We start from the raw sequence: 24,483 nt of genomic DNA, 5'->3' as shown, positions 1-24,483 counted from the left end.
GGCCTACCTCCCTTTTAATCTTCGGGTTATACCCTAGTCACTTGCTCTAATCGTTTCTGCTATTCTTTTGTGACTGCGTCACGTTCAAGATCGACAGGTGCGAGGTCTGCAGCATCTTCGTCATTAGATAACGCTAATCCGTCTGCTTTCTTCGTTTCCTCATCGTCTTCTAAATCTCTCATTTCTATCTCTTCTTCATCACCAGATAGGATTTTGACATCCATACCTAAACTTTGAAGTTCTTTGATTAACACTTTGAATGATTCAGGGACACCTGGTTCAGGTACGTTATCCCCTTTGACGATGGCTTCGTATGTTTTCACACGACCCACAACGTCATCCGATTTAACCGTTAAGATTTCTTGAAGTGTGTATGCAGCACCGTAAGCTTCCAGTGCCCATACTTCCATCTCTCCGAAACGCTGACCGCCAAACTGTGCTTTACCGCCAAGTGGCTGCTGCGTAACAAGTGAGTATGGTCCAGTTGAACGAGCGTGAAGTTTATCGTCAACCATGTGAGCCAGTTTGATCATATACATGATTCCGACAGATACACGGTTGTCGAATGGTTCACCAGTTCGACCATCATAAAGGACTGTTTTTGCATCACGGGACATTCCTGCTTCTTCAAGCGTTTCCCAAACATCTTCCTCACGAGCACCATCAAATACTGGTGACGCAATGTGGATGCCAAGGTAACGTGCGGCCATACCCATATGAAGCTCAAGCACCTGACCGATGTTCATACGAGATGGTACCCCTAGAGGGTTTAACATGATATCAATCGGCGTTCCATCTGGAAGATACGGCATATCTTCTTCTGGAAGGATTTTAGAGATAACCCCTTTGTTACCATGTCGTCCGGCCATTTTGTCACCCTCAGAAATTTTACGTTTCTGAACGATGTATACGCGGACTAACTGGTTCACACCTGGTGGTAATTCATCTCCATCTTCACGGTTGAAGACTTTTACATCGTGGATAATTCCGCCGCCGCCGTGTGGAACACGTAGCGACGTATCACGAACTTCACGAGCCTTTTCACCGAAGATTGCATGTAATAGACGTTCTTCAGCTGTCAGTTCTGTTACACCTTTAGGCGTTACTTTCCCTACTAGAAGGTCTCCGTCTTTTACTTCTGCACCAATACGGATGATACCGCGCTCGTCAAGGTTGCGTAAAGCATCTTCCCCAACGTTTGGAATATCACGTGTGATTTCTTCTGGTCCAAGCTTTGTATCACGAGCTTCTGATTCATATTCTTCAATATGGATAGATGTATAGACGTCATCTTTTACAAGGCGCTCACTCATAATGATCGCATCCTCGTAGTTGTAACCGTCCCATGTCATAAAGCCGACCATCACGTTACGTCCTAGAGCCAATTCACCTTTTTCCATAGAAGGACCGTCTGCAAGGATTTCTCCTTTAACGACTTCATCTCCAACACTTACGATTGGACGCTGATTGTAGCAAGTCCCTTGGTTAGAGCGGACAAATTTCAGCAAGCTGTATTTGTCTAGGTTTCCTTTGACTTGTTGTCCGTCAACGTCTTCATAGCGACGAACCCAAATATTTTTCGCTTCAACACGTTCTACAACACCTGGGTAGCGGCAGATGACAGCAGCACCAGAGTCTTTCCCTGATACATACTCCATACCTGTACCAACAATCGGTGATTCCGGCTGCATCAAAGGCACAGCCTGACGCTGCATGTTCGCTCCCATTAGAGCACGGTTAGAGTCATCGTTTTCTAAGAATGGGATACATGCTGTCGCCGCAGAAACAACCTGCTTTGGCGAAACGTCCATGTAGTCAACGCGGTTTCGAGGAACAACTGTGTTTTCCCCTCTGAAACGAGCAATGATATTATCATCGATAAACGAACCATCTTCACCTAATATAGCGTTCGCTTGTGCTACAACGTAGTTATCCTCTTCATCAGCAGTTAAGTAATCGATTCTCGGTGTCACTTTACCTGTTTCAGGGTCAACCCGGCGGTAAGGTGTTTCGATAAATCCGAAGCGGTTCACTTTTGCAAATGAAGATAGAGAGTTGATCAAACCGATGTTTGGACCCTCTGGTGTTTCAATCGGACACATACGGCCATAGTGAGAGTAGTGAACGTCACGAACTTCCATTCCTGCACGCTCACGTGTCAAACCACCCGGTCCAAGCGCCGACAGACGACGTTTGTGCGTCAATTCAGCAAGTGGGTTTGTTTGATCCATGAACTGAGAAAGCTGAGAGCTACCAAAGAACTCTTTGATAGAAGCGATCACAGGACGAATGTTAATCAGCTGCTGAGGTGTGATCGTGTTTGTGTCTTGGATCGACATTCTTTCACGAACAACACGCTCCATTCTGCTTAAACCAATGCGGAATTGGTTTTGCAGAAGTTCACCTACAGAACGAAGACGACGGTTACCAAGGTGATCGATATCATCTGTGTCACCTACACCATGAAGCAGGTTGAAGAAGTAACTGATTGATGCAATGATGTCAGAAGGAGTGATGTTTTTCACAGCTTCCTCTACGTATGCATTACCAATCACGTTGATCACTTGCTCGCCTTCTTGATCAGTTGGTGCATAAATCTTAATAGATTGAAGTTCTACTTCATCTTCTACTACGCCACCGTTCGGATAAAGTTTTCTAAATCCGATGCCGTTTTCTAAGTATGGAAGAACTTTATCAAGAACTCTTCTGTCTAAAATTTGACCTTTTTCTGCTAGAATTTCACCTGTTTCAGGATCAACTAGTGTTTCAGCCAATTTTTGATTGAACAGTCTATTTTTAATATGAAGCTTCTTATTAATCTTGTAGCGTCCAACATTTGCTAGGTCATATCTCTTCGGATCAAAGAAGCGAGAGTCTAGCAAGCTTTTCGCATTTTCAACAGTTGGCGGCTCTCCAGGACGAAGGCGCTCGTAGATTTCGAGAAGTGCTTTATCCGCATTCTCTGTATTGTCTTTTTCCAGCGTGTTGCGTAAGTATTCATTCTCGCCAATGAGGTCAAGAATCTCTTGATCAGAGCTGAAGCCGAGGGCACGCAAAAGAACCGTAACCGGCAACTTACGTGTGCGATCGATGCGTACATAGACTACATCCTTCGCATCAGTTTCGTATTCTAACCATGCGCCACGGTTTGGAATGACAGTCGCAGTAAAACCTTTTTTACCGTTTTTGTCTACTTTACCACTGAAATATACACTCGGAGAACGAACTAATTGAGAAACGATTACACGTTCCGCACCATTAATGATAAAAGTACCTGTGTCTGTCATGATTGGGAAATCACCCATGAACACATCTTGGTCTTTTACTTCTCCAGTTTCTTTGTTAATTAAACGAACTTTTACTCTTAGTGGAGCAGAGTAAGTTACATCACGTTCTTTTGATTCTGCTACAGGATACTTAGGATCCCCTAGGCTGTAATCAATGAATTCAAGAGAAAGGTTACCAGTAAAATCCTCAATTGGGGATATATCTTGAAACATCTCTCTAAGACCCTCATCAAGAAACCACTGATAAGAAGAGGTTTGAATTTCAATGAGATTTGGTAATTCTAACACTTCGCTTATGCGTGCGTAGCTTCTGCGCTGGCGGTGTCGTCCATACTGAACTAGTTGACCTGTCAACTGATTCACCCCTCAAATCATGCGTATTATATGTGTAAAAAGTATTTCTGTCTTTCAAATGTCAGTAAAGAAATACTTTTACAAGACAAAAGAAAAAAGGGTTTCTAAAATAAGAAAACCACATCCAAAAACAAATACCGATTTTATTAGTTTTCCCAAGTATGCATAATTTATACAAAATAGTTGTTTATTAAGCCTATCAAGCAAAATATACACATTGGCATTTTATAATGTTAACACAGCTAGGAAACTGCGTCAAACTTTTTTAGCTTTGATAATATAGTAGCCCTTTTTTTTCATAACGACCGCGACTTCTCCAAAGAGCTGCTCTAATTTTTCAATCGCAGATGGCCCGCCCTGCTTTTTCTGAATAACCACCCACAACTCACCTTCTGGCAATAAATGATCAGCACTTTTTTCAAAGATCGCATGTACAACTTTCTTCCCTGCCCGTATTGGGGGATTGGTCAGTATAGAGGCAAAAGCAGCTGATGAATGAACATTCGAGAACAAATCACTTTGATAGATGCGGACATTATCAATGCGATTATGCTTAGCGTTTTCCTTTGAAAGTTCGACTGCTCTTTCGTTCACATCAATCATATGAATGGTGCGTCTCGTCATTTCGTTTGCTAACGATAAGCCGATCGGTCCATAACCGCAACCGACATCTAAGACATCGCCATCCAAGTCAGGTTCTTCAAAAGCTTCAATTAATAGCCTTGAACCATAGTCGACTTCTTTCTTAGAAAACACTCCACTGTCACTTGTAAAAGTAAAGGTACGGTTTCTCAGGGTGAAGTCCCATGTCTGTTTATTGCTTTTCACTGATGGCTTTTCCGTATAATAGTGGTCACTCACGATGAATGGACCTCCTCTGGGTTCAATCGTTTCAGGAAATTAGAAAAGAAAAAGCCCGCCAGTAAAAGCGAGCTTTCTCAAAAGATTAGGCGAAGATTACTTAACTTCTACAGAAGCGCCAACTTCTTCAAGCTTAGCTTTAAGTTCTTCAGCTTCTTCCTTAGCAATACCTTCTTTAAGTGGTTTTGGCGTGTTGTCAACAAGTTCTTTAGCTTCTTTCAAGCCAAGACCAGTAATTTCACGAACCACTTTGATCACTTTGATTTTTTGGTCTCCAGCACCAGAAAGTACTAGATCAAAATCAGTTTTCTCTTCAGCAGCAGCACCACCAGCAGCAGCTACAGCTACAGGAGCAGCAGCAGTTACGCCAAATTCTTCTTCGATTGCTTTTACTAAGTCGTTTAACTCAAGTACAGTTGCTTCTTTAACTGAAGCAATGATTTCTTCGATATTTAAAGCCATTTGTAATTCCTCCATTTAAAGTTATTTTACGTAAAGTACGCATTAAGCGCCTTGTTCTTCTTTTTGATCTGCAACTGCTTTAGTAGCAAGAGCAAGGTTACGAACTGGAGCTTGAAGAACGCTAAGCAACATAGATAGTAAGCCTTCGCGAGACGGAAGTTCCGCAAGAGCCTTCACTTCTTCTACAGTCGCTACGTTTCCTTCGATGACACCAGCTTTGATTTCTAAAGCTTCGTGGCTTTTCGCAAATTCGTTGATGATTTTCGCAGGTGCGATAACATCTTCGTTACTGAATGCGATAGCGTTTGGACCTGTTAAGAAATCGTTTAAACCAGTTAGTTCAACTTGTTCAACTGCACGGCGAGTCAAAGTGTTTTTGTAAACTTTGAATTCTACGCCAGCATCACGAAGTTGCTTACGAAGTTCAGTCACTTCAGAAACTGAAAGACCACGGTAATCTACAATTACAGTAGACATACTGTCTTTAAATTTAGAAGTAATTTCATCAACGACTACTTTTTTAGTATCGATTGCATTGCTCATGGTTACACCTCCTGTACATTCTTTGTGTAACACTTATACCGATCAGGCCATCACGTTCCTAACGAACGGTTCTCCATATAAAAAGCCTCCATTAAGACATGGAGGCTGTATATACAAGCATACGTTAACGTAAGACTGTGACATATACACCTCGGCGGGTTAATTAAGCCATAAGGCCCCTGCTGTCTACGGTATAAATGGACATTATTCTATTTTACAACATTTTGATATTATCAAAACGGTTGTGATAAGTCAAGAATTATTTTGCAGAGAAAGAAGATGGATCCACTTTCACGCCAGGGCCCATAGTAGATGTAACAGAAACGTTTTTCACGTATACACCTTTAGCCGCTGCAGGTTTTGCTTTAAGGATTGTGTCATAGATTGTTGCAAAGTTCTCAACAAGCTTTTCGTCCTCGAAAGAAACCTTTCCGATTGGCGCGTGGATGTTACCAGCTTTATCAACGCGGTATTCTACTTTACCAGCTTTGATTTCATTGATTGCTTTTTCTACTTCGAATGTAACAGTTCCTGTTTTAGGGTTTGGCATAAGACCTTTTGGTCCAAGTACACGACCGATCTTACCAACTTCACCCATCATGTCAGGTGTCGCAACGATTACATCGAAATCGAACCAACCTTGTTGGATTTTTGTGATGTAATCAGAATCTCCAACGTAGTCTGCTCCAGCAGCTTCTGCTTCTTTTGCTTTTTCGCCTTTAGCGAACACAAGAACGCGTTGAGTTTTACCAGTTCCGTTAGGAAGTACAACTGCACCGCGGATTTGTTGATCGTTTTTACGAGGGTCTACGCCCAAACGAAAAGCAACTTCTACAGTCGCATCAAATTTCGCTGTATTTGCTTTTTTTGTAAGAGAAACAGCTTCAGCTACATCATACGCTTTAGTACGTTCGATTAGCTTCGCAGCTTCTACATACTTTTTACCTTTTTTAGCCATTATAAAAATCCTCCTTATGTGGTTTTAGCGGAATAACCTCCCACGAATAAGGGTTGCGAACTTGTCATAACCAAACTCGCAACCCAACAAGACAAAAAATTAATCTTCGATGACAATACCCATACTGCGTGCAGTACCTTCAACCATGCGCATAGCTGATTCAACGCTGGCAGCGTTTAAGTCAGGCATTTTTGTTTCCGCGATTTCGCGTACTTTATCACGCTTAACAGTTGCCACTTTATTACGGTTAGGTTCACCAGAACCAGACTCAATACCAGCTGCTTTTTTAAGTAATACTGCAGCAGGTGGAGTTTTAGTAATAAATGTAAATGAACGGTCTTCAAAAACCGAAATTTCAACAGGAATGATAAGACCAGCTTGGTCAGCTGTACGAGCATTAAACTCCTTACAGAATCCCATGATATTAACACCGGCTTGACCTAGTGCAGGTCCAACTGGTGGAGCTGGGTTAGCTTTTCCAGCAGGAATTTGCAATTTAACAACTTTTACTACTTTTTTAGCCACGAGACACACCTCCTTAAAGTCCGTGATGTGGTAATAGGGGAATCCCCCTCCCACTCAACAACTTCATTCTTTATATGAATGACGAAATAACTAGCTAGCGATCTTGAGTGAACTCAAGACGTACCTTTGCTATATTACCACTTCTATACACTCATTTCAAGCTCTTTTGAATTACAATTTATCGATCTGCGTGAACTCAAGTTCAACAGGTGTTTCTCTACCAAACATATTAACGAATACTTTGACTTTGCTTTTATCGTAATCAATCTCTTCGATAGATCCTGTGAAGTTAGCAAATGGTCCATCGATGACCTTGACTGTTTCTTTCAGCTCAAAGTCGATTTCTGTTTTGCGCTCTTCAAGACCCATTCTCTTCAGAATGGTTTCAGCTTCGCCTGGTAATAGCGCTGTCGGCTTTGAGCCTGACCCAGCTGATCCAACGAATCCTGTCACACCCGGTGTATTACGAACAACATACCAAGAATCGTCAGTCATGACGATTTCCACTAGTACATAGCCAGGGAATACTTTCTTTTTGACCACTTTTTTCTTACCGTTTTTAAAATCAGTTTCTTCTTCCTCTGGTACGACTACACGGAAGATTTTATCCTGCATGCCCATTGATTCAACACGCTTTTCCAAGTTCGCTTTTACTTTGTTTTCATAACCAGAGTACGTATGCACAACATACCAATTCTTTTCCATTTTAGATCAGGACTATTCAGTCCTTCCCTCCCCACATTTCATAATGTCTATTTGACGAATATCGAGTACCGGTAAATATTTTCAAGCAATTGAAAAAACCCGTAAAACGGGTTTTTTGGCAAGTCATATTATGATCTATTATAGCACGTTCAGCAGACCATTATTCAAGTATTAATGAATTAATTCGATTAATTGTGAGATTCCTATATCAAGAAAAGAGAAAAAGATTGCAAAGAAGACGACTGTTAAAATAACAGTGATTGTGTAGCGGACCATTTCGTTTTTCTTTGGCCAGCTGACCTTTTTCATTTCTTTTCCGACACTTTTTAAGAAACTGATAATACGCATGTAAAAGACCTCCACAGATTAAAGAACGCAAATCTTACTTCGTTTCTAAATGTGTTTTATGTGAATTACAATTCTTGCAATATTTCTTAACTTCTAATCTTTCAGCTGCTGAAGCAACACTTTTCATTGTCGTATAATTGCGGCTTCCGCAGTCTTTACAGGCTAGAGTGATTTTTTTCCTCATATTTACACCTATTTTCTCGACATCATTTCCTTAGTACCTTATCACAGTGTCGAAAAAGCTGTCAATATAGGTTTGACTAGAGACTGATCTCGCGCAGCTCTAAATATTTCTCTAATTTTCTCTTTACTCTTTGGAGTGCGTTATCAATTGATTTCACATGACGGTTTAAATCTTCAGAAATCTCCTGATAGGATCTGCCATCAAGATAAAGCACAAGTACCTTTCTTTCCAGCTCGCTTAATAGTTCACCCATTTTCATTTCAATATCATCAAATTCTTCTTTGCTAATGATTAGATCTTCTGGGTTAAGCGCTTTAGCACCGGAAATGACATCCAACAATGTTCTGTCCGATTCTTCATCGTATATCGGCTTGTCTAATGATACATAGGAATTTAACGGGATATGTTTTTGGCGAGTAGCTGTTTTAATTGCGGTGATAATTTGGCGGGTAATACATAATTCTGCAAAAGCCTTAAATGAAGTAAGCTTGTCCTCTCTGAAATCGCGGATAGACTTATAAAGTCCGATCATTCCCTCTTGGACAATGTCCTCTCGATCCGCTCCAATCAAGAAATAAGATCTTGCTTTCGCACGTACAAAATTGCGGTATTTCGTAATTAAATAATCTAGCGCATCACTATCTCCGACATGAACCCTTTCAATGACTTGTTCATCTTCCAACTGGCAAAATTGCTCTCTGATGGACTTACCCTTGCTGTTGTTTAGATTCACTTCGATCCCCCCGACCGCACCTAGATAGAAATATTATACATTAATGGTTGAAATATCGTCAAGCTATTCCAAATTCCCACGCCGCCATTTTTCAAACGTTTTCAATACATCTTCTGACAATTCAATTTTGGATGCTGGTTTATTAGAAGTAATCTTTTTGACCCGTGTTTCAATCTTTCGTTCAATCACTTCAATCTCTCTTAAAAGCTCTCTAGCCGACTTGCGAAGAGCACCTTGCCCAAAGATCGCCCACTGTTCCGTAAAATCAGAGGTCGCCACATGTATTTGCGTCCGAATATTATTCAAATCCTGCGCCAGCTTTTCAATCCGCTCATCAGCCGTTTCATTCTCTCTTGTAAAGATGACCTCTACTCGGTGGTTTGTCCGCTTTTTCTCGATTCCTTTGACCATATGGGCATCGAATACAACAATGACTCGATACCCTGTGTATGCTTGATATTCTGCTAAATTTTGAATCAGTACGTCTCTGGCTTCTTCAAAGCTGTTTTCCTTTAAGTGCTGCAAACGAGGCCATGCACCTATCATGTTGTATCCATCGACTAAGAGGATGTCCATCTCTATTCTCCTAACGGATAACGTTTTCGATACACTTCATACATCAATAGACTAGCGGCAACTGATGCATTTAATGAAGTGACCTTCCCGGCCATTGGCAGTTTTATCAGGAAATCACATTTTTCCTTGATCAATCGACCGATTCCTTTTCCTTCACTTCCGATCACAAGAGCTAGAGGCATTGTTCCATCAAATTGTCTGTAATCCTGCTTAGCAGACGCATCTGTTCCTGCGACCCAAATTCCTCTTTCTTTCATCTCATCAAGAGCTCTTGAAAGGTTGGTCACTTTCGCGACAGGAATATGCTCGATTGCCCCAGTGGATGCCTTGGCAACAGTTGTTGTCAAGCCGACTGCTCGCCTTTTCGGAATGACGATTCCATGTGCACCTACAGCATCTGCCGTACGCATAATGGACCCTAAATTATGAGGATCTTCGATTTCATCTAAAATAAGGAAAAATGGCTGTTCATTCCGTTTTTCAGCGATTTGATACAGATCGTCCAATTCCGCATATTCATATGCCGCTACTTGTGCAACGATTCCCTGGTGCTGACCTGATACCATTTGATCAAGCTTTTTCCTCGGAACATACTGAATGGTGATATTTTGCTTTTTAGCGAGTTCAATGACCTGCTGGGCTTGTCCTTTTACAGTGTTTTCTGCCATCCAGAGCTTGTATAACTCTCTATCTGACTTCAGTGTCTCAATCACTGCATTTTTCCCAATCACATAATCATGTTGCTGACTCATTTGTCTTCCTCCCTGACGTTCCGATTTCAATCGCCTGACTAATCAGCTCTTCTAAGCGTTCGTCCTGCTGTTCAATAAATAAATAACCCATGAGCGCTTCAAGCGCCGTACTATAACGATACGTTTGAACGTCTGTGTTTTTAGGCACTGTGCCAGATTTTGCATTTCTTCCTCTTTTCAGCACCGCTTCTTCCGCCTCAGTGAAAAAGCCTTGCTGCTGAAGCGTAAATAAAATAGCGGCCTGAGATTTAGCTGAAACAATCTTGCTTGCTCGTTTATGCAGCTCATTTGGTTTTGTCGCCCCCGTTTGGAGGAGGTGATGCCTCACATATACTTCAAAAATGGCATCACCCATATAAGCAAGCGCAAGTCCGTTCAACTGTTTACCGTCTTTCAGCTTTTCAAAATTCAACATGCCTATTCTCCTCTTTTCCAGCGAGTACCTTGAGGAGTGTCCTCCAATACAATATTCATGCTCTTTAACTGATCACGAATTTGATCAGACAGGGCGAAGTCACGATTTCTTCTAGCTTCATTTCGTTTCTCAATTAACGCTTCTACTTCTTCGTCAAGCGTGTGCTTTTCTTCTAATGAGAAGCCAAGAACAGATGTGATTTCTTGGAACAAGCCGATAAATGCATTGATCACTTCCTCAGAAGTATGATCATTCTCCATATAGTAATTCGCCTGCTTCGCTAGTTCAAATAAGACAGAGATGGCATTCGCAGTATTGAAGTCATCATTCATTTCAGAAATAAATGTCGCACGCTGCTCTTCAATCTTCGCCAGCCATTCGGTATTGTTGTCTGTTATATTGGTGCTGCTCTCAAGGCGATGATGTAAATTGGCATACGATGTTTTGAGTCTGTTAAAAGCACTCTTTGTACTGTCCAATAAATCAATTGAGTAATTAATAGGGTGACGGTAATGAACAGATAACATAAAGAATCGAAGTACATCTGGATCTTGTTCTTTAATAATGTCATGCACCAGCACAAAGTTGCCAAGTGATTTTGACATTTTTTCATTCTCAATATTAATATAACCGTTATGCATCCAATACTTCGCAAAAGGTTTCCCTGTCAAAGCCTCAGATTGGGCGATCTCATTCTCATGGTGAGGGAACGTTAAATCCTGTCCGCCAGCATGAATGTCGATCGTATCACCTAAATATTTTTTGACCATGGCCGAGCATTCGATGTGCCAGCCTGGGCGTCCTTCGCCCCACGGGCTATCCCATGAAATTTCCTGATCCTTTGCAGCCTTCCATAAAGCAAAGTCCAGTGCATCTCTTTTCTTTTCACCTACTCGAATACGAGCACCTGTCTTCAGTTCATCAATCGATTGATGAGAAAGCTTTCCGTAGCCTTCAAATGAACGCGTGCTGTAATACACGTCGCCATCCGCTTCATAGGCGTAGCCTTTTTCAATCAATGTGGCGATAAACGCAATGATGTCATCCATATTTTCTGTTACTCGCGGGTGAAGGTCTGCTTTTTTGCAGCCTAGTGCACTGACGTCTTCGAAGTAGGCTTGGATAAACCGATCAGCAATGGTCGGGACATCTTCCCCGAGCTCATTGGCTGCTTTGATGAGTTTATCATCCACATCTGTAAAGTTTGAGACAAAGTTCACATCATAGCCGCTGTATTCTAAATACTTACGTACAGTGTCGTATACAATCGCCGGTCGTGCATTCCCGATATGAATGTAGTTATAAACGGTTGGTCCGCACACATACATCTTGACCTTTCCTGGTTCAAGCGGGACAAATTCTTCCTTCTTACGTGTCAATGTATTAAAAATATTGATTGTCATGATTGTTCTTCCTTTCTGCTCAATGAAGCCAGCTCACGTTTTAGCTTTTCCATTTCTCGTTCCAATTCTTTAAAACGATCGGAAACTGGATCTGGCAAATCTTGATGGTTGAGATCACGATTGATTTTCTTTCCATTTTGAACGACCACGCGCCCAGGTATACCTACAACAGTGGAATGGTCTGGGACGTCCTTTAACACAACAGACCCTGCACCAATCTTGGATCCTTTTCCAACTGTAATGGAACCGAGCACCTTTGCACCCGTCGCAATGAGGGCATCGTCTAAAATGGTCGGATGCCGCTTTCCCTTTTCTTTCCCTGTTCCCCCTAATGTCACGCCTTGGAAAACAGTGACGTTGTCTCCAATTTCACATGTTTCCCCAATCACGACACCCATGCCGTGATCAATGAAGAAACGTCTGCCAATGGTTGCCGCTGGGTGAATTTCAACCCCTGTGAAAAACCGGCTGACCTGAGAAATGATCCGCGCAAGAAAATACAGCTTACGTTTATAAAATGCGTGCGCGATACGATGAGCCCAAATCGCATGAAGCCCTGAATAGGTTAGCACTACTTCAATATAGCTTCTAGCAGCAGGATCTTGATCAAACACAGTATCAATATCTTCTTTCAGCATTTTGAAAAACACATGCTCCCCCCGTTCTTCCCCATCAATCTCTCTTAGGACTTGCTCTCTTTTTTTGGACAAATAAAAAACGCCTCTGCCAAACGACAGAGACGTTTTGAAAACGCGGTTCCACTCTGTTTAGAAAGCTCCTTATCTTGCAAGCTTTCTCAACTTAATCCCGTAACGGAGGGTACCGCCCTTGCATACTAACGTACGTGTTCCTCAAGGGTCTTGAGGGTGCATTTCCAACGTCTGCCCATAAGTCTCTTTCAGCCGGTGAAGACTCTTTCTGTGATGGACGAAAACATTGTACTTCTCCCTCGCAACGATTTTCCTTATATTTGTTTAATGCGGTTTAATACCGTTTCTTTACCTAGTAGCTCAATACTTTGCGGAAGTTCTGGGCCATGAGTTTGTCCTGTGACAGCCACACGAATTGGCATGAATAGTTTCTTGCCTTTATGCCCTGTTTCTTTTTGTACCGCTTTAATGGCAGCCTTGATTTCATCAGGTGTGAAAGACTCAAGACGTTCTAGCTGACCTGCAAAAGAGTCCATGACTTCTGGTACTTGCTCTTCTGCTAGAACTTCTCTCGCCTCTTGATTATACTCAATTTGCTCCTTAAAGAACAACTCTGTTAACTCAACAATTTCTGCTCCGTAGCTCAATTGTTCGTGATATAGAGAAATGAGTTTGCGTACCCACGTGTTTTCTTCTTCCGTCAGCTGTTCGCTTACCTTGCCAGCCTTTTGAAGATGTGGAAGTGTTAATGCAACGACTTGATCAAGATCAAGTGCTTTCACGTATTGGTTATTCACCCATTTTAGTTTATGCATATCGAATAGAGCTGGTGACTTAGAAAGTCGGTTTACATCGAAAATATCGATGAATTGCTCTTTTGTAAATAGTTCTTCTTCGCCAACTGGAGACCATCCAAGTAATGCAATGAAGTTAAACAGGGCTTCTGGTAAATAGCCCAGGTTCTTATATTGCTCAATGAATTGAATAATCGATTCATCTCGCTTACTTAATTTCTTACGGTTCTCGTTCACAATCAACGTCATATGTCCGAACAGCGGAACATCCCAGCCAAATGCATTGAAGACCATGATTTGTTTAGGTGTATTCGAAATGTGGTCCTCTCCGCGAAGAATGTGAGTCATTTTCATCAAATGATCATCCACTGCTACAGCGAAGTTATAAGTTGGTGTACCATCTTTCTTCACAATGACAAAGTCACCGATGCCGTCTGTTTCAAACGAAATATCACCTTTGACCATGTCGTCAAATTTGATGATTTCTCCCTTTGGTACACGGAAGCGAATACTTGGCTCTCTTCCTTCAGCAATGAGCTTGTCCTCTTCTTCTTTTGATAAATGACTGCATTTACCAGAATATCGAGGCATTTCACTGCGGGCGATTTGTGCTTCTCGTTCTTCTTCTAATTCTTCAGCCGTACAATAGCACTTATAAGCCAAGTCCTTTTCTAGCAGCTCGTCATAATATTTTTTGTAAATATCATTACGCTCTGATTGTCTGTAAGGACCGTAGCCGCCATCTTTATCAATACTCTCGTCCCAATCAATGCCGAGCCACTGCAAATGACGAAGCTGGCTTTCTTCTCCGCCTTCTACATTACGCTTTTGATCCGTATCTTCGATTCGAATAATAAATTTGCCGCCTTGGCTGCGTGCGAACAAATAGTTGAAAAGAGCCGTTCTAGCATTCCCAATATGTAAATGACCAGTTGGACTCGGTGCATAACGAACACGCACTTCATTTCCCATGAGTTTAACTTCCTTTCATCTGCATCATGTTGTCTGACACCATTTTTTTATAAACGTATTTTATCATCAAATACCATTCTCATCAAAATGGATTTTACTTTTTCTGAAGAAGCACTGTCGCCTGAGAAGCAATTCCTTCGCCTCTACCTGTAAATCCGAGTTTCTCTGTCGTTGTTGCTTTGACATTTACCTGTGTGACATCTGCCTCAAGCGCTTCTGCGATTTTCTCGCACATCGGTTGAATGTAAGGTGCCATTTTTGGCTTTTGCGCCATGATGGTGCAGTCAATATTCACAAGTGTATAGCCTTTTTCTTTCACAAGTGCCCACACATGCTGAAGTAATTGAAAAGAATCTGCATCCTTAAATTCGGGATCAGTGTCTGGGAAATGTCTGCCGATATCTCCTTCACCAATCGCACCTAGACAGGCATCTGCCACCGTGTGAAGCAGTACGTCAGCATCTGAATGCCCAAGCAGGCCCTTTTCATAGGGAATGGTAACCCCGCCGATAATAAGAGGTCTTCCCTCTGTTAATTGATGTACATCAAAGCCTTGTCCTATTCTCAACATGATCTAGTACCCTCTTTCCGCATCCATAATTGCCTTGGCAACCAGTAAATCATCTGGTGTTGTCAGTTTAATATTGGTATAGTCTCCCTGGACAATATACACACTCTCACCATGTAATTGTTCCACAAGGCTGGCGTCGTCTGTTCCAAGGAAGCCTGTCCGCTCCGCATATTCATGCGCCTCTTTTAAAATAGAATGACGAAAAGCTTGTGGGGTCTGGACTGCCCACAAGCTCTGACGTTCAATGGTTTGCTCCACTTTGCCTGCTTGAACGCGTTTGATTGTGTCTTTCACTGGTACCGCTACGACTGCGGAGCCTTTTTCAATCGCCGCTTTAACGAGCAAGTCAATCTGTGTATGCTTAATAAAAGGCCTTGCTCCATCATGAACAAGCACGATGTCCGCATCTTTTACAGCCTTCAATCCTTCATATACACTTTGCTGACGTTCTTCACCGCCAGTGACAAGTGAAACAGGCGTTTGAAAAGCGTGTACCTTTAGTAGCCTTTCAAAGTCACGACGCTCCTCTTCATTGATCGCTAAGATCATGCGTTTGCATTGTGAATGGGCGTCAAACACCTTTAGTGTGTGAATGATAACCGGCATTCTTTTCAATTCAATAAAAAGCTTATTGCGGCCGGCCTTCATTCGTTTCCCCTGCCCCGCAGCCGGAATAACTACTTCATAATACATGTTCGTTCTCCCTTTAGAGCGCCTTCTCCAGAAGTTTTGGCTTTGCAAAAATCATTCTTCCGGCAGCAGTCTGCAGCACACTTGTGACAAGCACATCAATGTCTTTTCCAATGTAGTTGCGTCCTTCTTCGACCACTATCATCGTACCGTCATCTAAGTAGGCAACACCTTGGTTATGCTCTTTCCCATCTTTAATGACCTGTACCTTCATTTCTTCCCCAGGCAGTACAACAGGTTTGACCGCATTGGCTAGATCATTGATGTTTAACACTGCTACTTTTTGAAGTTCGCATACTTTATTTAAATTAAAATCATTTGTCACAACAACACCTGAAGTTAATTTAGCGAGCTTCACAAGCTTGCTATCAACCTCTTGAATGTCTTCGAAGTCACCTTCGTAAATTTCAACTTTGATGTCCAATTCTCTTTGGATACGATTTAAAATATCAAGACCTCTTCGGCCTCTATTTCTCTTTAATACATCAGAAGAGTCTGCAATATGCTGTAATTCCTCCAGAACAAATTGAGGAATGACCATAATTCCTTCTAAAAATCCAGTTTGACAAATATCTGCGATTCTTCCATCAATGATAACACTTGTGTCTAAAATTTTCAGCTTTTTATCTTCTATTTCAGGTTCATCATCAGCTGCACCTTTTTTCTTGCTGACCTTTGCAGATCGAGAGAACAGCCCCATCATTTCATCCTTCTTCTTAAACCCTACCTGAAATCCAAGGTATCCTAAAAAGAAAGCCAGAAAAATCGGAATAATGGTACCAAAAATATGATATGGGATATTGTTTAGCGGGATCACGTTTACAATAAGATATGCTAGAATAAGTCCAAATACTAAACCGAAACTTCCAGATATAAGATCAGGAAGAGGCGCCTTTAATAGAGAATCCTCGATCCATTTCACCCAATTAACAACATAGCCTGTGCACCATTGGCCGATGATAAAGAACACAGCGGCTCCTATTAGTGCTGAAGAGTAAGCATTTGTTATGAGAGGTATGTCCTTTACATTTAACAGCAGAAATAACTCTGGAATGATAAAAATCCCCACAACTGCACCAAAAATGATAAAAAACGCCTGAACGATTCTTTTTAACATACCTTCACCTCCTTTATTTTTCATCTGTCAATCCACCTTCATCTAACATTGATATATGTTTAAGTTTTCTATCATGATCAATAGAAAACAAAAAGCATCATTAATATACCCATATTCATCCATTTTTAACCGTAATTGAGGAAAATTTCTCTACTACAGCTGACGGTCAATATAATGTTTTTCTTGTAACCTTTTTAATCCTTTTTTTATCTTTTTCGCCCTTACTTCTCCAATTCCTTCTACTTCATCCAATTCTTGTACATCCGCTTCCATAATTCGATCTAACACACCAAACGCTTCGACCACATTTTCGACAATAGGCATTGGCAGTCTAGGGATTTTGTGAAGTAATCTGAACCCTCTTGTGTACACATAATCGTCAACATTTGTAGAAGCTGGATATCCAAGTAACTTGTACAGAATGGAATCATCTAAAAGCTCAAAGCTAGACATATCTTGGAGTTGTTTAAGCAAAGTATATGGATCTTTAATCTTTTCTTTCACGTAATCTTTAATAAATAAAGCCGCTTCCTGCTCCATATCTGTAATCAGTTCATTGACTTGAAGACGGATCAAGTGTCCTTCTGTTCCGAGCTCTTTGATATACATATTAATTTCATTTTTGATTCTAAGCACCATTTCGTAGCGATGCAGCACGGATAGTACATCACCAAAGGTGACAAGCTCTTCAAATTCTAGGGCGCTTAACGCTGAAATGGCGTGATCTAAAATGGTTTTATATTTCTCTAGTGTTTGAATGGCTTGATTGGCCTTTGTTAAAATAAAGCCGATATCTTTCAACGTGTAACGACGATTTCCTTGGTATAAAGTAATGACGTTTCTCCGTTCAGAAATAGCAATGATTAAGCAGCCTGTCTGCTTGGCTACACGTTCAGCCGTTCGGTGTCTCATGCCTGTTTCTGATGAATGAATCGTTGCATCTGGCATCAGCTGTGTATTCGCATACAAGATTTTTTGACCAGAATCGCTTAAAATAATGGCCCCATCCATCTTAGCCAATTCATATAAGTGTGCTGGGGAGAAGGCAGAATTAATGTGAAATCCTCCATCCACCACACTTTTTACTTTGTCGTTATAACCAACAACAATGAGCCCGCCAGTATTGGCTCTCAGGACATTTTCAATCCCTACCCGCAAAGGTGTCCCTGGTGCCACAAACTGTACGATATCTAAGAGATCAACTTCTCTCGCTCCTTTTTTCTCTTTTTCCATTTCTATGATCCCCCTAGTGAAATACGAAGTGCCTCCGCTACATTTTCTACACCGACTAGCTCAATCCCTCTCGGCTTTTTCCATCCATCTATATTCGCCTGAGGAATAAACATTCGCTTAAATCCTAGTTTAGCAGCTTCCTGCACACGCTGTTCAATTCTTGATACTCTTCTGACTTCTCCCGTCAGACCAACTTCTCCTATAAAGCAATCCGCTGGTTGCGGCGCTGCGTCTTTAAAGCTTGATGCAATACTGACGGCAATGGCCAAGTCAATCGCTGGTTCGTCAAGCTTCACACCGCCTGCGACCTTTAAATACGCATCTTGGTTTTGCAGCAGCAGCCCTACACGTTTTTCTAAAACGGCCATTAGCAATGACACACGATTATGATCAAGACCTGTAGCCATTCTCCGTGGATTCCCAAAGCTTGTCGGCGAAATTAATGCTTGTATCTCCACAAGAACGGGTCTTGTTCCTTCCATTGAGGCAACAACACACGAACCAGATACACCTGCTGACCGCTCTTCTAAAAAAATTTCTGATGGGTTTAATACTTCCGTGAGTCCTTCTTCTCTCATTTCAAAAATCCCTAATTCATTCGTTGAACCAAATCGGTTTTTCACTGCTCGTAAGATACGAAACGTATGATGCCGCTCCCCTTCAAAATAAAGAACCGTGTCCACCATATGCTCTAAAAGACGTGGACCTGCGATCGAGCCTTCTTTGGTCACGTGACCAACGATAAAAATCGGAATACCATTCGTCTTGGCAATCTTCATCAGCTGCGCTGTGCATTCTCTTACCTGAGAAACAGATCCAGGAGCTGACGTTATATCGCTTTGATAAACGGTTTGAATCGAATCCACCACAACAAAAGCGGGTTTCATCTCTTGTATAGAAGACGTTATATACTCCATATCGGTTTCAGCCAAAACATGTAAAGAGGTGCTATCAATGCCGAGGCGATCCGCTCTTAGCTTCGTTTGTTTAATGGACTCCTCACCAGATATGTATAACACATTCTGATTTTGGTCTGAGAGCTGTGCTGATACTTGTAGTAATAATGTGGACTTCCCAATCCCAGGGTCTCCGCCAATGAGAACGAGAGAGCCTTTGACAATTCCACTTCCTAATACTCGGTTAAATTCTTCTAAATTCGTTTTAATTCGGGGTTCTTCGGATGTTTCAATTGCAGAAATAGGTGAAGGTTTTTGAATGGTTTGAACAGAATGATTAAAAGCACTTCGACGGTTTGCCGGCTCTTTGCGAACGACCTCTTCTGTCATACTGTTCCACGTGCCGCAGCCAGGACATTTCCCCATCCATTTGGCTGACTCATAACCGCACGATTGGCATATAAATTTTGATTTTGTCTTAGCCATAGATTGAAGAATACAACTCCTTATACTGATCAGAAAATAAGTAAAGGGAGGCATACATCTGACTGGTATGCCTCACACTTTTTTCTTACTATATTAGTTCGTAGCAGCCGTTGCTTTTACGACAATTTCTCCATCTTCCACATCTAATACGATATGTTGACCCTTTTCAATATTACCTCTCAGCAATTCCTCAGAAAGTCGATCCTCAACGTGCTTTTGAATCGCTCTTCTTAACGGACGAGCACCATACTCAAGGTCTACACCTTCGTCGGCAATCTTCGCTTTTGCTGCTTCTGTCAGTTCAATTGAGAGGTCTTGCTCTTTTAACCGTTTTGTTAATTGATCAGACATGAGAGACACAATCTCTTTTAGATGTTTCTTTTCAAGCGAGTGGAAGACAATGATTTCATCAATACGGTTGATGAATTCCGGTCTAAACGCACGTTTCAACTCACCCATTACTTTGCCTTTCATATCTTTGTAATTTTGACCTTCATCCTGCACGTTAAAGCCAACATATTTATTGCGCTTCAGTTCACTAGCTCCAACGTTTGAAGTCATAATCAAAATAGTATTTCTAAAGTCAACTGTACGTCCTTTAGAATCAGTAAGACGGCCATCTTCTAACACTTGCAGTAAGATATTAAACACATCAGGATGCGCCTTTTCAATCTCATCTAAAAGCACAACAGAATAAGGTTTTCTTCTCACTTTTTCCGTCAGCTGGCCACCTTCATCATAGCCAACATAGCCTGGAGGTGATCCCACAAGTCTTGATGTAGAATGTTTCTCCATGTATTCAGACATATCAATACGGATCATCGCTTCTTCATCACCGAAAATAGACTCGGCCAGTGCTCTCGCAAGCTCAGTCTTACCCACCCCTGTTGGACCTAAGAAGATAAAGGAGCCAATTGGACGTTTCGGGTCTTTTAGACCAGCGCGCGCACGTCTCACGGCTTTCGCTACAGCGACAACCGCTTCATCCTGACCAATCACGCGAGAATGGAGCAATTGTTCCATATTCAGAAGCTTATCTGTTTCGGTTTGAGCAATTTTCGAAACAGGCACTCCCGTCCAGCTAGAGACAACCATTGCGATATCATCTACAGATACCTCAGAATTCTCTTGTCCCTGCTTTTCTTTCCACGATTTCTTTGTGACTTCTACTTTTTCACGCAAGCGCTGCTCTGTGTCACGAAGGGAAGCTGCTTTTTCAAATTCTTGACTTTGAACAGCCGCATCCTTTTCCTTACGTACTTCATCCAGCTTTTGCTCTAGTTCCTTTAGGTTAGGCGGTGTCGTGAATGAACGTAAGCGTACCTTCGAACCTGCCTCATCAATTAGATCAATCGCCTTATCTGGAAGGAAACGATCAGAGATATAACGGTCAGACAGCTTCACTGCCGCCTCAATCGCTTCATCTGTAATGGACACACGGTGATGTGCTTCATAACGATCTCTAAGACCTCTCAAGATTTGAATACTTTCATCAACGGACGGCTGATCCACTTGAATTGGTTGGAAACGACGTTCAAGTGCTGCATCCTTCTCGATATATTTACGGTACTCATCTAACGTTGTAGCCCCGATACATTGAAGCTCACCACGTGCCAGGGATGGTTTCAGAATATTAGACGCATCAATCGCACCCTCTGCTCCACCTGCACCAATCAGTGTATGAAGCTCATCAATGAAGAGAATGATATTTCCAGCCTGACGAATTTCGTCCATGACTTTTTTCAAACGATCCTCGAATTCACCACGATATTTCGTTCCCGCTACAACGGTTCCCATATCAAGTGTCATCACTCGTTTATCACGCAGGATTTCAGGCACTTCGTTATGAATAATTTGCTGTGCAAGACCTTCTGCGATCGCGGTTTTACCAACACCAGGCTCACCAATCAGAACAGGGTTATTCTTTGTTCTTCTGCTTAGTACCTCAATGACACGCTGAATTTCTTTACTTCGGCCAATGACAGGGTCCAAGCTGTCCTCTTTCGCAATAGCCGTTAAGTCTCTTGCCAAGCTATCTAATGTTGGTGTATTTGCATTGCTATTCGATCCTGCCGCTGATGCACCAGTTTCATTGCTGCCAAGCAGCTGCAACACTTGCTGACGTGCTTTATTTAAGCTCACTCCGAGGTTATTTAAGACACGGGCAGCTACACCCTCTCCCTCACGAATAAGACCTAAAAGAATATGTTCTGTCCCTACATAGGAATGACCTAGCTTTCTTGCTTCATCCATAGAAAGCTCCGTGACCTTCTTCGCTCTAGGCGTATAATGAGGAATAGCTTGAGACACCTCTTGCCCTCTTCCAATCAAGCTTTCGACTTCTTTTTGGATTTTATCTGAAACAAGGCCCAGTGCTTCTAACGCTTTTGCGGCGATGCCCTCACCTTCACGTACAAGACCAAGTAAAATGTGTTCTGTTCCAATGTTCTTATGGCCTAGGCGAATGGCTTCTTCTTGTGCAAGTGCTAATACCTTTTGAGCTCTTTCAGTGAATCTTCCAAACATCATATCGTTTCATCCTCCTGTCCATTCCTATGCATTTCTAAGCGCAGCCTTTCTCTAATAATCGCTGCTCGTTTTATATCTCGTTCATTTGGCTCCAAGGCTCCTCCTGAATATTGTTGAAGGAAGCCAGGCTGTGTCAAAATCATGAGTTCATTCAGTATATTACTTGAAAGCCCCTTAATGATACCTAAATCAATTCCAAGCCGCACATCAGACAGACACTTTGCCGTTTCTTTTGATTCAATCATACGACAATTGGCCAATATTCCTAAGGAACGGTACACTCTGTCCTCAAGTTCAATTTTAGATGTTTGATATAAGGCTTTTCGTGCAGATCGCTCTTGTTCAATAAGCTGAGCGGTCACACTATTCAAATCATCCACAATATCTTCTTCTGATTGACCAAGTGTCATTTGATTTGAGATTTGAAAGATGTTTCCTATTGCTTCGCTACCCTCACCATAAATTCCTCTGACGACAAGACCTAATTGATTAATTGCAGGAATAATCCGATTCATTTGTCTTGTGAGAGCTAATGCTGGTAAGTGCATCATGACCGAAGCCCTTATACCTGTACCTACATTGGTCGGACAGCTTGTTAAGTATCCTCGCTTTTCAGAAAACGCATAATCTACTTGCTCTTCAATCCAGTCGTCTACCTGATTAGCCACTTTAAGTGCATTGGCCAGCTGAAAACCTGGGAACAGGCATTGGATACGAATATGGTCTTCTTCATTTAGCATGACACTGATTTCCTCGTTTTCAGAAAGCAAGCAGCCGCCAAATCTTGATTCTGCCAAGTTGGGGCTAATCAAATGCTTTTCAACAAGTACTCTCTTTGCTAAAGGCTGTGTTTCATTCATTCGAATCAGAACAAAGTTTCCAACGTTCTTCGCTTCCTGGCTTGCAAACTTCTGCTCGAATTGCTGGAGAACAGCTTCAGCCTCCTCTTCAGAAAACTGAGTTGGGAAACGAACATGCTCTAGATTACGTGCTAGCCGAATACGACTGCTTAGAACAATGTCACTTTCTGGTCCTTTTTGTTTCATCCATTGACTTAAAGCGTCTTGAATAAAATGCTGGAGCGACATGTCGTTAATCTCCCTCCCTCTGCTGAGATTGCTCATGCTCTAATGCACGAATTTGATCTCGAACTTCCGCTGCTTTTTCGAACTCTTCCTGTTCAATCAACTGCTTCAGTTCCTGCTGCATCAACTCAAGTTTCCGGCGTACATGCAGACTGCCGGCAATCCGTTTAGGAACTTTTCCATAATGGGCTGTATTTCCACTATGGACTTTCCGCAAAACAGGATTCAGGTACTGATCAAATGTACGGTAACATTCTGCACAGCCAAAACGGCCTGTTTTTCTGAACTGCTGAAAGGTTAAGCCACATTTAGGACATTGATCCACTTCTCTCGCTTCTTGAAAAATAGATGACCCTTTGTTAGCACTTGTGGTAAAGCTAGGATCGATATTCAGTAAGCCTGATAATAAGTTGTGAATCGAGAAACCTTGGTTTCCACTCATAGCATATGAATCACTGTTTTCTTTTGCACATTGTTCACATATGTGCATTTCTTGTTTTTCTCCATTTATAACTTTTGTAAAGTGAAAAGTGGCTGGTCTCTCATTGCATTCTTGACAAATCAATCTTTTCACCCGCTTTACTTTAATTTCAAAGCATTTAACATCGCTTTCATCATCCGAGCCCGCAGTTCATCTCGTTCAGGTAAATCAATGTGCAAAACAGAACGGTCCATGACACTGATCATCATCTTAGCTTCTCTTTCGGATAGAATGTTGTTTTCTACAAGACGCATGATGATATGATCAGATGCAGCCTGTGATAAACGATGATAGATTTGGGAAATAATGTGGTTCAATAAGTCGACTTCATCATTCATTTTGACTTTAATGATGCGGATATAGCCACCGCCACCACGCTTACTTTCAACGATATAGCCTCTTTCGCTCGTAAAGCGTGTATTGATAACATAATTAATTTGTGAAGGTACGCATTGAAACTTATCTGCAATCTCATTGCGCTTAATTTCTAATATTTCTCGACCATTCTGATCCAAGACTTCCTTCAAATACTGCTCGATGATATCAGAAATATTTTGTGCCACTCCGCCTCCTCCTCCATTGACTTTGACTATATTTGACTTTAATCTTACTATAAATTTTTTCGATCGATTTTTCAAGATAATCGCTCAACTAACAATATTATTTCCACATTTATATGGTGTCAAACCTCTCAAAAACACAAAAAAGACCAGTTCCGTCTGGAACTGATCCTTAGAAAAGCTTGGCGGCGTCCTACTCTCACAGGGGGAAACCCCCAACTACCATCGGCGCTGAAGAGCTTAACTTCCGTGTTCGGTATGGGAACGGGTGTGACCTCTTCGCTATCGCCACCAAACCTGATGGAGAGAATGT

General features: G+C 41.8%; 25 protein-coding genes, 1 rRNA gene and 2 other annotated features. All 26 genes read right to left on the bottom strand.

The window, feature by feature from the left end:
• Window positions 1–59: 59 nt before the first annotated feature.
• Window positions 60–3,641 (bottom strand): DNA-directed RNA polymerase subunit beta, encoded by a 3,582-nt coding sequence (gene rpoB, locus ACYH0L_RS00690; protein WP_007496297.1) that lies wholly within the window; start codon window positions 3,639–3,641, stop codon window positions 60–62.
• 255 nt (window positions 3,642–3,896) lie between these two features.
• Window positions 3,897–4,502: a class I SAM-dependent methyltransferase gene (locus ACYH0L_RS00685; protein WP_099728194.1), complete on the bottom strand. Its 606-nt coding sequence runs from the start codon at window positions 4,500–4,502 to the stop codon at window positions 3,897–3,899.
• A gap of 96 nt (window positions 4,503–4,598) precedes the next feature.
• Window positions 4,599–4,964, bottom strand: a complete 366-nt coding sequence (gene rplL / locus ACYH0L_RS00680; protein WP_034323240.1) for a 50S ribosomal protein L7/L12 — start codon at window positions 4,962–4,964, stop codon at window positions 4,599–4,601.
• Window positions 4,965–5,006: 42 nt separating this feature from the next.
• Window positions 5,007–5,507: a 50S ribosomal protein L10 gene (rplJ, locus tag ACYH0L_RS00675; RefSeq protein ID WP_003217048.1), complete on the bottom strand. Its 501-nt coding sequence runs from the start codon at window positions 5,505–5,507 to the stop codon at window positions 5,007–5,009.
• Window positions 5,508–5,576: 69 nt separating this feature from the next.
• Window positions 5,577–5,717, bottom strand: a sequence feature (ribosomal protein L10 leader region).
• Between the two features lie 49 nt (window positions 5,718–5,766).
• Entirely contained in the window at window positions 5,767–6,465 is a 699-nt protein-coding gene (gene rplA, locus ACYH0L_RS00670) for a 50S ribosomal protein L1 (RefSeq protein WP_003217271.1), read from the bottom strand.
• Window positions 6,466–6,564: 99 nt separating this feature from the next.
• Window positions 6,565–6,990 carry a 50S ribosomal protein L11 gene (rplK, locus tag ACYH0L_RS00665; protein WP_003216956.1) on the bottom strand — a complete coding sequence of 142 codons (426 nt, stop codon included), beginning with the start codon at window positions 6,988–6,990 and terminating at the stop codon, window positions 6,565–6,567.
• A gap of 171 nt (window positions 6,991–7,161) precedes the next feature.
• A complete protein-coding gene (gene nusG, locus ACYH0L_RS00660) occupies window positions 7,162–7,695 on the bottom strand; it encodes a transcription termination/antitermination protein NusG (protein WP_034323246.1) in 534 nt (177 codons plus the stop codon).
• 171 nt (window positions 7,696–7,866) lie between these two features.
• Window positions 7,867–8,043, bottom strand: a complete 177-nt coding sequence (gene secE / locus ACYH0L_RS00655) for a preprotein translocase subunit SecE (protein WP_008345422.1) — start codon at window positions 8,041–8,043, stop codon at window positions 7,867–7,869.
• Between the two features lie 34 nt (window positions 8,044–8,077).
• Window positions 8,078–8,227, bottom strand: coding sequence for a 50S ribosomal protein L33 (gene rpmG, locus ACYH0L_RS00650; RefSeq protein WP_078061730.1), 150 nt, complete (start codon window positions 8,225–8,227; stop codon window positions 8,078–8,080).
• A gap of 76 nt (window positions 8,228–8,303) precedes the next feature.
• Window positions 8,304–8,960 carry an RNA polymerase sporulation sigma factor SigH gene (gene sigH, locus ACYH0L_RS00645; RefSeq protein WP_008345424.1) on the bottom strand — a complete coding sequence of 219 codons (657 nt, stop codon included), beginning with the start codon at window positions 8,958–8,960 and terminating at the stop codon, window positions 8,304–8,306.
• Window positions 8,961–9,023: 63 nt separating this feature from the next.
• The gene (gene rae1 / locus ACYH0L_RS00640) at window positions 9,024–9,536 is read right to left on the bottom strand and encodes a ribosome-dependent mRNA decay endonuclease Rae1/YacP (protein ID WP_099728196.1); all 513 of its coding nucleotides are present in this window, start codon (window positions 9,534–9,536) and stop codon (window positions 9,024–9,026) included.
• 2 nt (window positions 9,537–9,538) lie between these two features.
• Window positions 9,539–10,288 (bottom strand): 23S rRNA (guanosine(2251)-2'-O)-methyltransferase RlmB, encoded by a 750-nt coding sequence (gene rlmB, locus ACYH0L_RS00635; RefSeq protein WP_099728197.1) that lies wholly within the window; start codon window positions 10,286–10,288, stop codon window positions 9,539–9,541.
• Window positions 10,272–10,703, bottom strand: coding sequence for a Mini-ribonuclease 3 (locus tag ACYH0L_RS00630; protein ID WP_034323254.1), 432 nt, complete (start codon window positions 10,701–10,703; stop codon window positions 10,272–10,274). Before ACYH0L_RS00630 ends, rlmB begins: the two co-directional genes overlap by 17 nt.
• 2 nt (window positions 10,704–10,705) lie before the next feature.
• Complete coding sequence (cysS, locus tag ACYH0L_RS00625; protein ID WP_099728198.1) at window positions 10,706–12,106, bottom strand: cysteine--tRNA ligase; 1,401 nt, start codon at window positions 12,104–12,106, stop codon at window positions 10,706–10,708.
• Window positions 12,103–12,756 carry a serine O-acetyltransferase gene (gene cysE / locus ACYH0L_RS00620; RefSeq protein WP_034323283.1) on the bottom strand — a complete coding sequence of 218 codons (654 nt, stop codon included), beginning with the start codon at window positions 12,754–12,756 and terminating at the stop codon, window positions 12,103–12,105. Before cysE ends, cysS begins: the two co-directional genes overlap by 4 nt.
• Window positions 12,757–12,838: 82 nt before the next feature.
• Window positions 12,839–13,070 (bottom strand) — a binding site (T-box leader).
• On the bottom strand, window positions 13,071–14,522 hold the full coding sequence (gltX, locus tag ACYH0L_RS00615; RefSeq protein ID WP_327925532.1) for a glutamate--tRNA ligase: 1,452 nt from the start codon (window positions 14,520–14,522) through the stop codon (window positions 13,071–13,073).
• A 94-nt stretch (window positions 14,523–14,616) separates the two neighbouring features.
• Window positions 14,617–15,093 carry a 2-C-methyl-D-erythritol 2,4-cyclodiphosphate synthase gene (ispF, locus tag ACYH0L_RS00610; protein WP_249705075.1) on the bottom strand — a complete coding sequence of 159 codons (477 nt, stop codon included), beginning with the start codon at window positions 15,091–15,093 and terminating at the stop codon, window positions 14,617–14,619.
• Window positions 15,094–15,096: 3 nt separating this feature from the next.
• Window positions 15,097–15,786 (bottom strand): 2-C-methyl-D-erythritol 4-phosphate cytidylyltransferase, encoded by a 690-nt coding sequence (gene ispD, locus ACYH0L_RS00605; RefSeq protein WP_099728201.1) that lies wholly within the window; start codon window positions 15,784–15,786, stop codon window positions 15,097–15,099.
• A gap of 13 nt (window positions 15,787–15,799) precedes the next feature.
• Window positions 15,800–16,900, bottom strand: coding sequence for a PIN/TRAM domain-containing protein (locus ACYH0L_RS00600; RefSeq protein ID WP_099728206.1), 1,101 nt, complete (start codon window positions 16,898–16,900; stop codon window positions 15,800–15,802).
• Between the two features lie 153 nt (window positions 16,901–17,053).
• Window positions 17,054–18,133, bottom strand: coding sequence for a DNA integrity scanning diadenylate cyclase DisA (gene disA / locus ACYH0L_RS00595; protein ID WP_099728202.1), 1,080 nt, complete (start codon window positions 18,131–18,133; stop codon window positions 17,054–17,056).
• Window positions 18,134–18,135: 2 nt separating this feature from the next.
• Complete coding sequence (gene radA / locus ACYH0L_RS00590; protein ID WP_105928548.1) at window positions 18,136–19,515, bottom strand: DNA repair protein RadA; 1,380 nt, start codon at window positions 19,513–19,515, stop codon at window positions 18,136–18,138.
• 93 nt (window positions 19,516–19,608) lie between these two features.
• Window positions 19,609–22,044 (bottom strand): ATP-dependent protease ATP-binding subunit ClpC, encoded by a 2,436-nt coding sequence (gene clpC / locus ACYH0L_RS00585; protein ID WP_034323269.1) that lies wholly within the window; start codon window positions 22,042–22,044, stop codon window positions 19,609–19,611.
• Entirely contained in the window at window positions 22,041–23,132 is a 1,092-nt protein-coding gene (gene mcsB, locus ACYH0L_RS00580) for a protein-arginine kinase McsB (RefSeq protein ID WP_099728204.1), read from the bottom strand. The genes clpC and mcsB overlap by 4 nt, the downstream gene beginning before the upstream one ends.
• Before the next feature lie 4 nt (window positions 23,133–23,136).
• On the bottom strand, window positions 23,137–23,694 hold the full coding sequence (gene mcsA / locus ACYH0L_RS00575; RefSeq protein WP_180275544.1) for a protein-arginine kinase activator protein McsA: 558 nt from the start codon (window positions 23,692–23,694) through the stop codon (window positions 23,137–23,139).
• Window positions 23,695–23,708: 14 nt separating this feature from the next.
• Entirely contained in the window at window positions 23,709–24,173 is a 465-nt protein-coding gene (locus tag ACYH0L_RS00570) for a CtsR family transcriptional regulator (protein ID WP_034323278.1), read from the bottom strand.
• A gap of 177 nt (window positions 24,174–24,350) precedes the next feature.
• Window positions 24,351–24,466 (bottom strand): 5S ribosomal RNA (gene rrf, locus ACYH0L_RS00565).
• Between the last annotated feature and the right edge of the window lie 17 nt (window positions 24,467–24,483).

The sequence above is a fragment of the Bacillus sp. MC1252 genome, assembly GCF_056838025.1.
Note: the sequence above shows the minus strand (reverse complement) of the source record. Positions and strands in the feature narration are given on the sequence as shown.

What these genes read in the sequence shown, in the direction of transcription:
- ispD (WP_099728201.1), bottom strand. Translation starts at nt 15,786, where the DNA reads ATGTATTATGAAGTAGTTATTCCGGCTGCGGGGCAGGGGAAACGAATG.
- radA (WP_105928548.1), bottom strand. Translation starts at nt 19,515, where the DNA reads ATGGCTAAGACAAAATCAAAATTTATATGCCAATCGTGCGGTTATGAG.
- rpmG (WP_078061730.1), bottom strand. Translation starts at nt 8,227, where the DNA reads ATGAGGAAAAAAATCACTCTAGCCTGTAAAGACTGCGGAAGCCGCAAT.
- mcsB (WP_099728204.1), bottom strand. Translation starts at nt 23,132, where the DNA reads ATGTCGCTCCAGCATTTTATTCAAGACGCTTTAAGTCAATGGATGAAA.
- rplA (WP_003217271.1), bottom strand. Translation starts at nt 6,465, where the DNA reads ATGGCTAAAAAAGGTAAAAAGTATGTAGAAGCTGCGAAGCTAATCGAA.
- rae1 (WP_099728196.1), bottom strand. Translation starts at nt 9,536, where the DNA reads ATGGACATCCTCTTAGTCGATGGATACAACATGATAGGTGCATGGCCT.
- rplJ (WP_003217048.1), bottom strand. Translation starts at nt 5,507, where the DNA reads ATGAGCAATGCAATCGATACTAAAAAAGTAGTCGTTGATGAAATTACT.
- rplL (WP_034323240.1), bottom strand. Translation starts at nt 4,964, where the DNA reads ATGGCTTTAAATATCGAAGAAATCATTGCTTCAGTTAAAGAAGCAACT.
- clpC (WP_034323269.1), bottom strand. Translation starts at nt 22,044, where the DNA reads ATGATGTTTGGAAGATTCACTGAAAGAGCTCAAAAGGTATTAGCACTT.
- cysS (WP_099728198.1), bottom strand. Translation starts at nt 12,106, where the DNA reads ATGACAATCAATATTTTTAATACATTGACACGTAAGAAGGAAGAATTT.
- disA (WP_099728202.1), bottom strand. Translation starts at nt 18,133, where the DNA reads ATGGAAAAAGAGAAAAAAGGAGCGAGAGAAGTTGATCTCTTAGATATC.
- rlmB (WP_099728197.1), bottom strand. Translation starts at nt 10,288, where the DNA reads ATGAGTCAGCAACATGATTATGTGATTGGGAAAAATGCAGTGATTGAG.
- ACYH0L_RS00630 (WP_034323254.1), bottom strand. Translation starts at nt 10,703, where the DNA reads ATGTTGAATTTTGAAAAGCTGAAAGACGGTAAACAGTTGAACGGACTT.
- nusG (WP_034323246.1), bottom strand. Translation starts at nt 7,695, where the DNA reads ATGGAAAAGAATTGGTATGTTGTGCATACGTACTCTGGTTATGAAAAC.
- ispF (WP_249705075.1), bottom strand. Translation starts at nt 15,093, where the DNA reads ATGTTGAGAATAGGACAAGGCTTTGATGTACATCAATTAACAGAGGGA.
- secE (WP_008345422.1), bottom strand. Translation starts at nt 8,043, where the DNA reads ATGCGTATTATCAGTTTCTTAAAAAGTGTCGGAAAAGAAATGAAAAAG.
- ACYH0L_RS00600 (WP_099728206.1), bottom strand. Translation starts at nt 16,900, where the DNA reads ATGTTAAAAAGAATCGTTCAGGCGTTTTTTATCATTTTTGGTGCAGTT.
- gltX (WP_327925532.1), bottom strand. Translation starts at nt 14,522, where the DNA reads ATGGGAAATGAAGTGCGTGTTCGTTATGCACCGAGTCCAACTGGTCAT.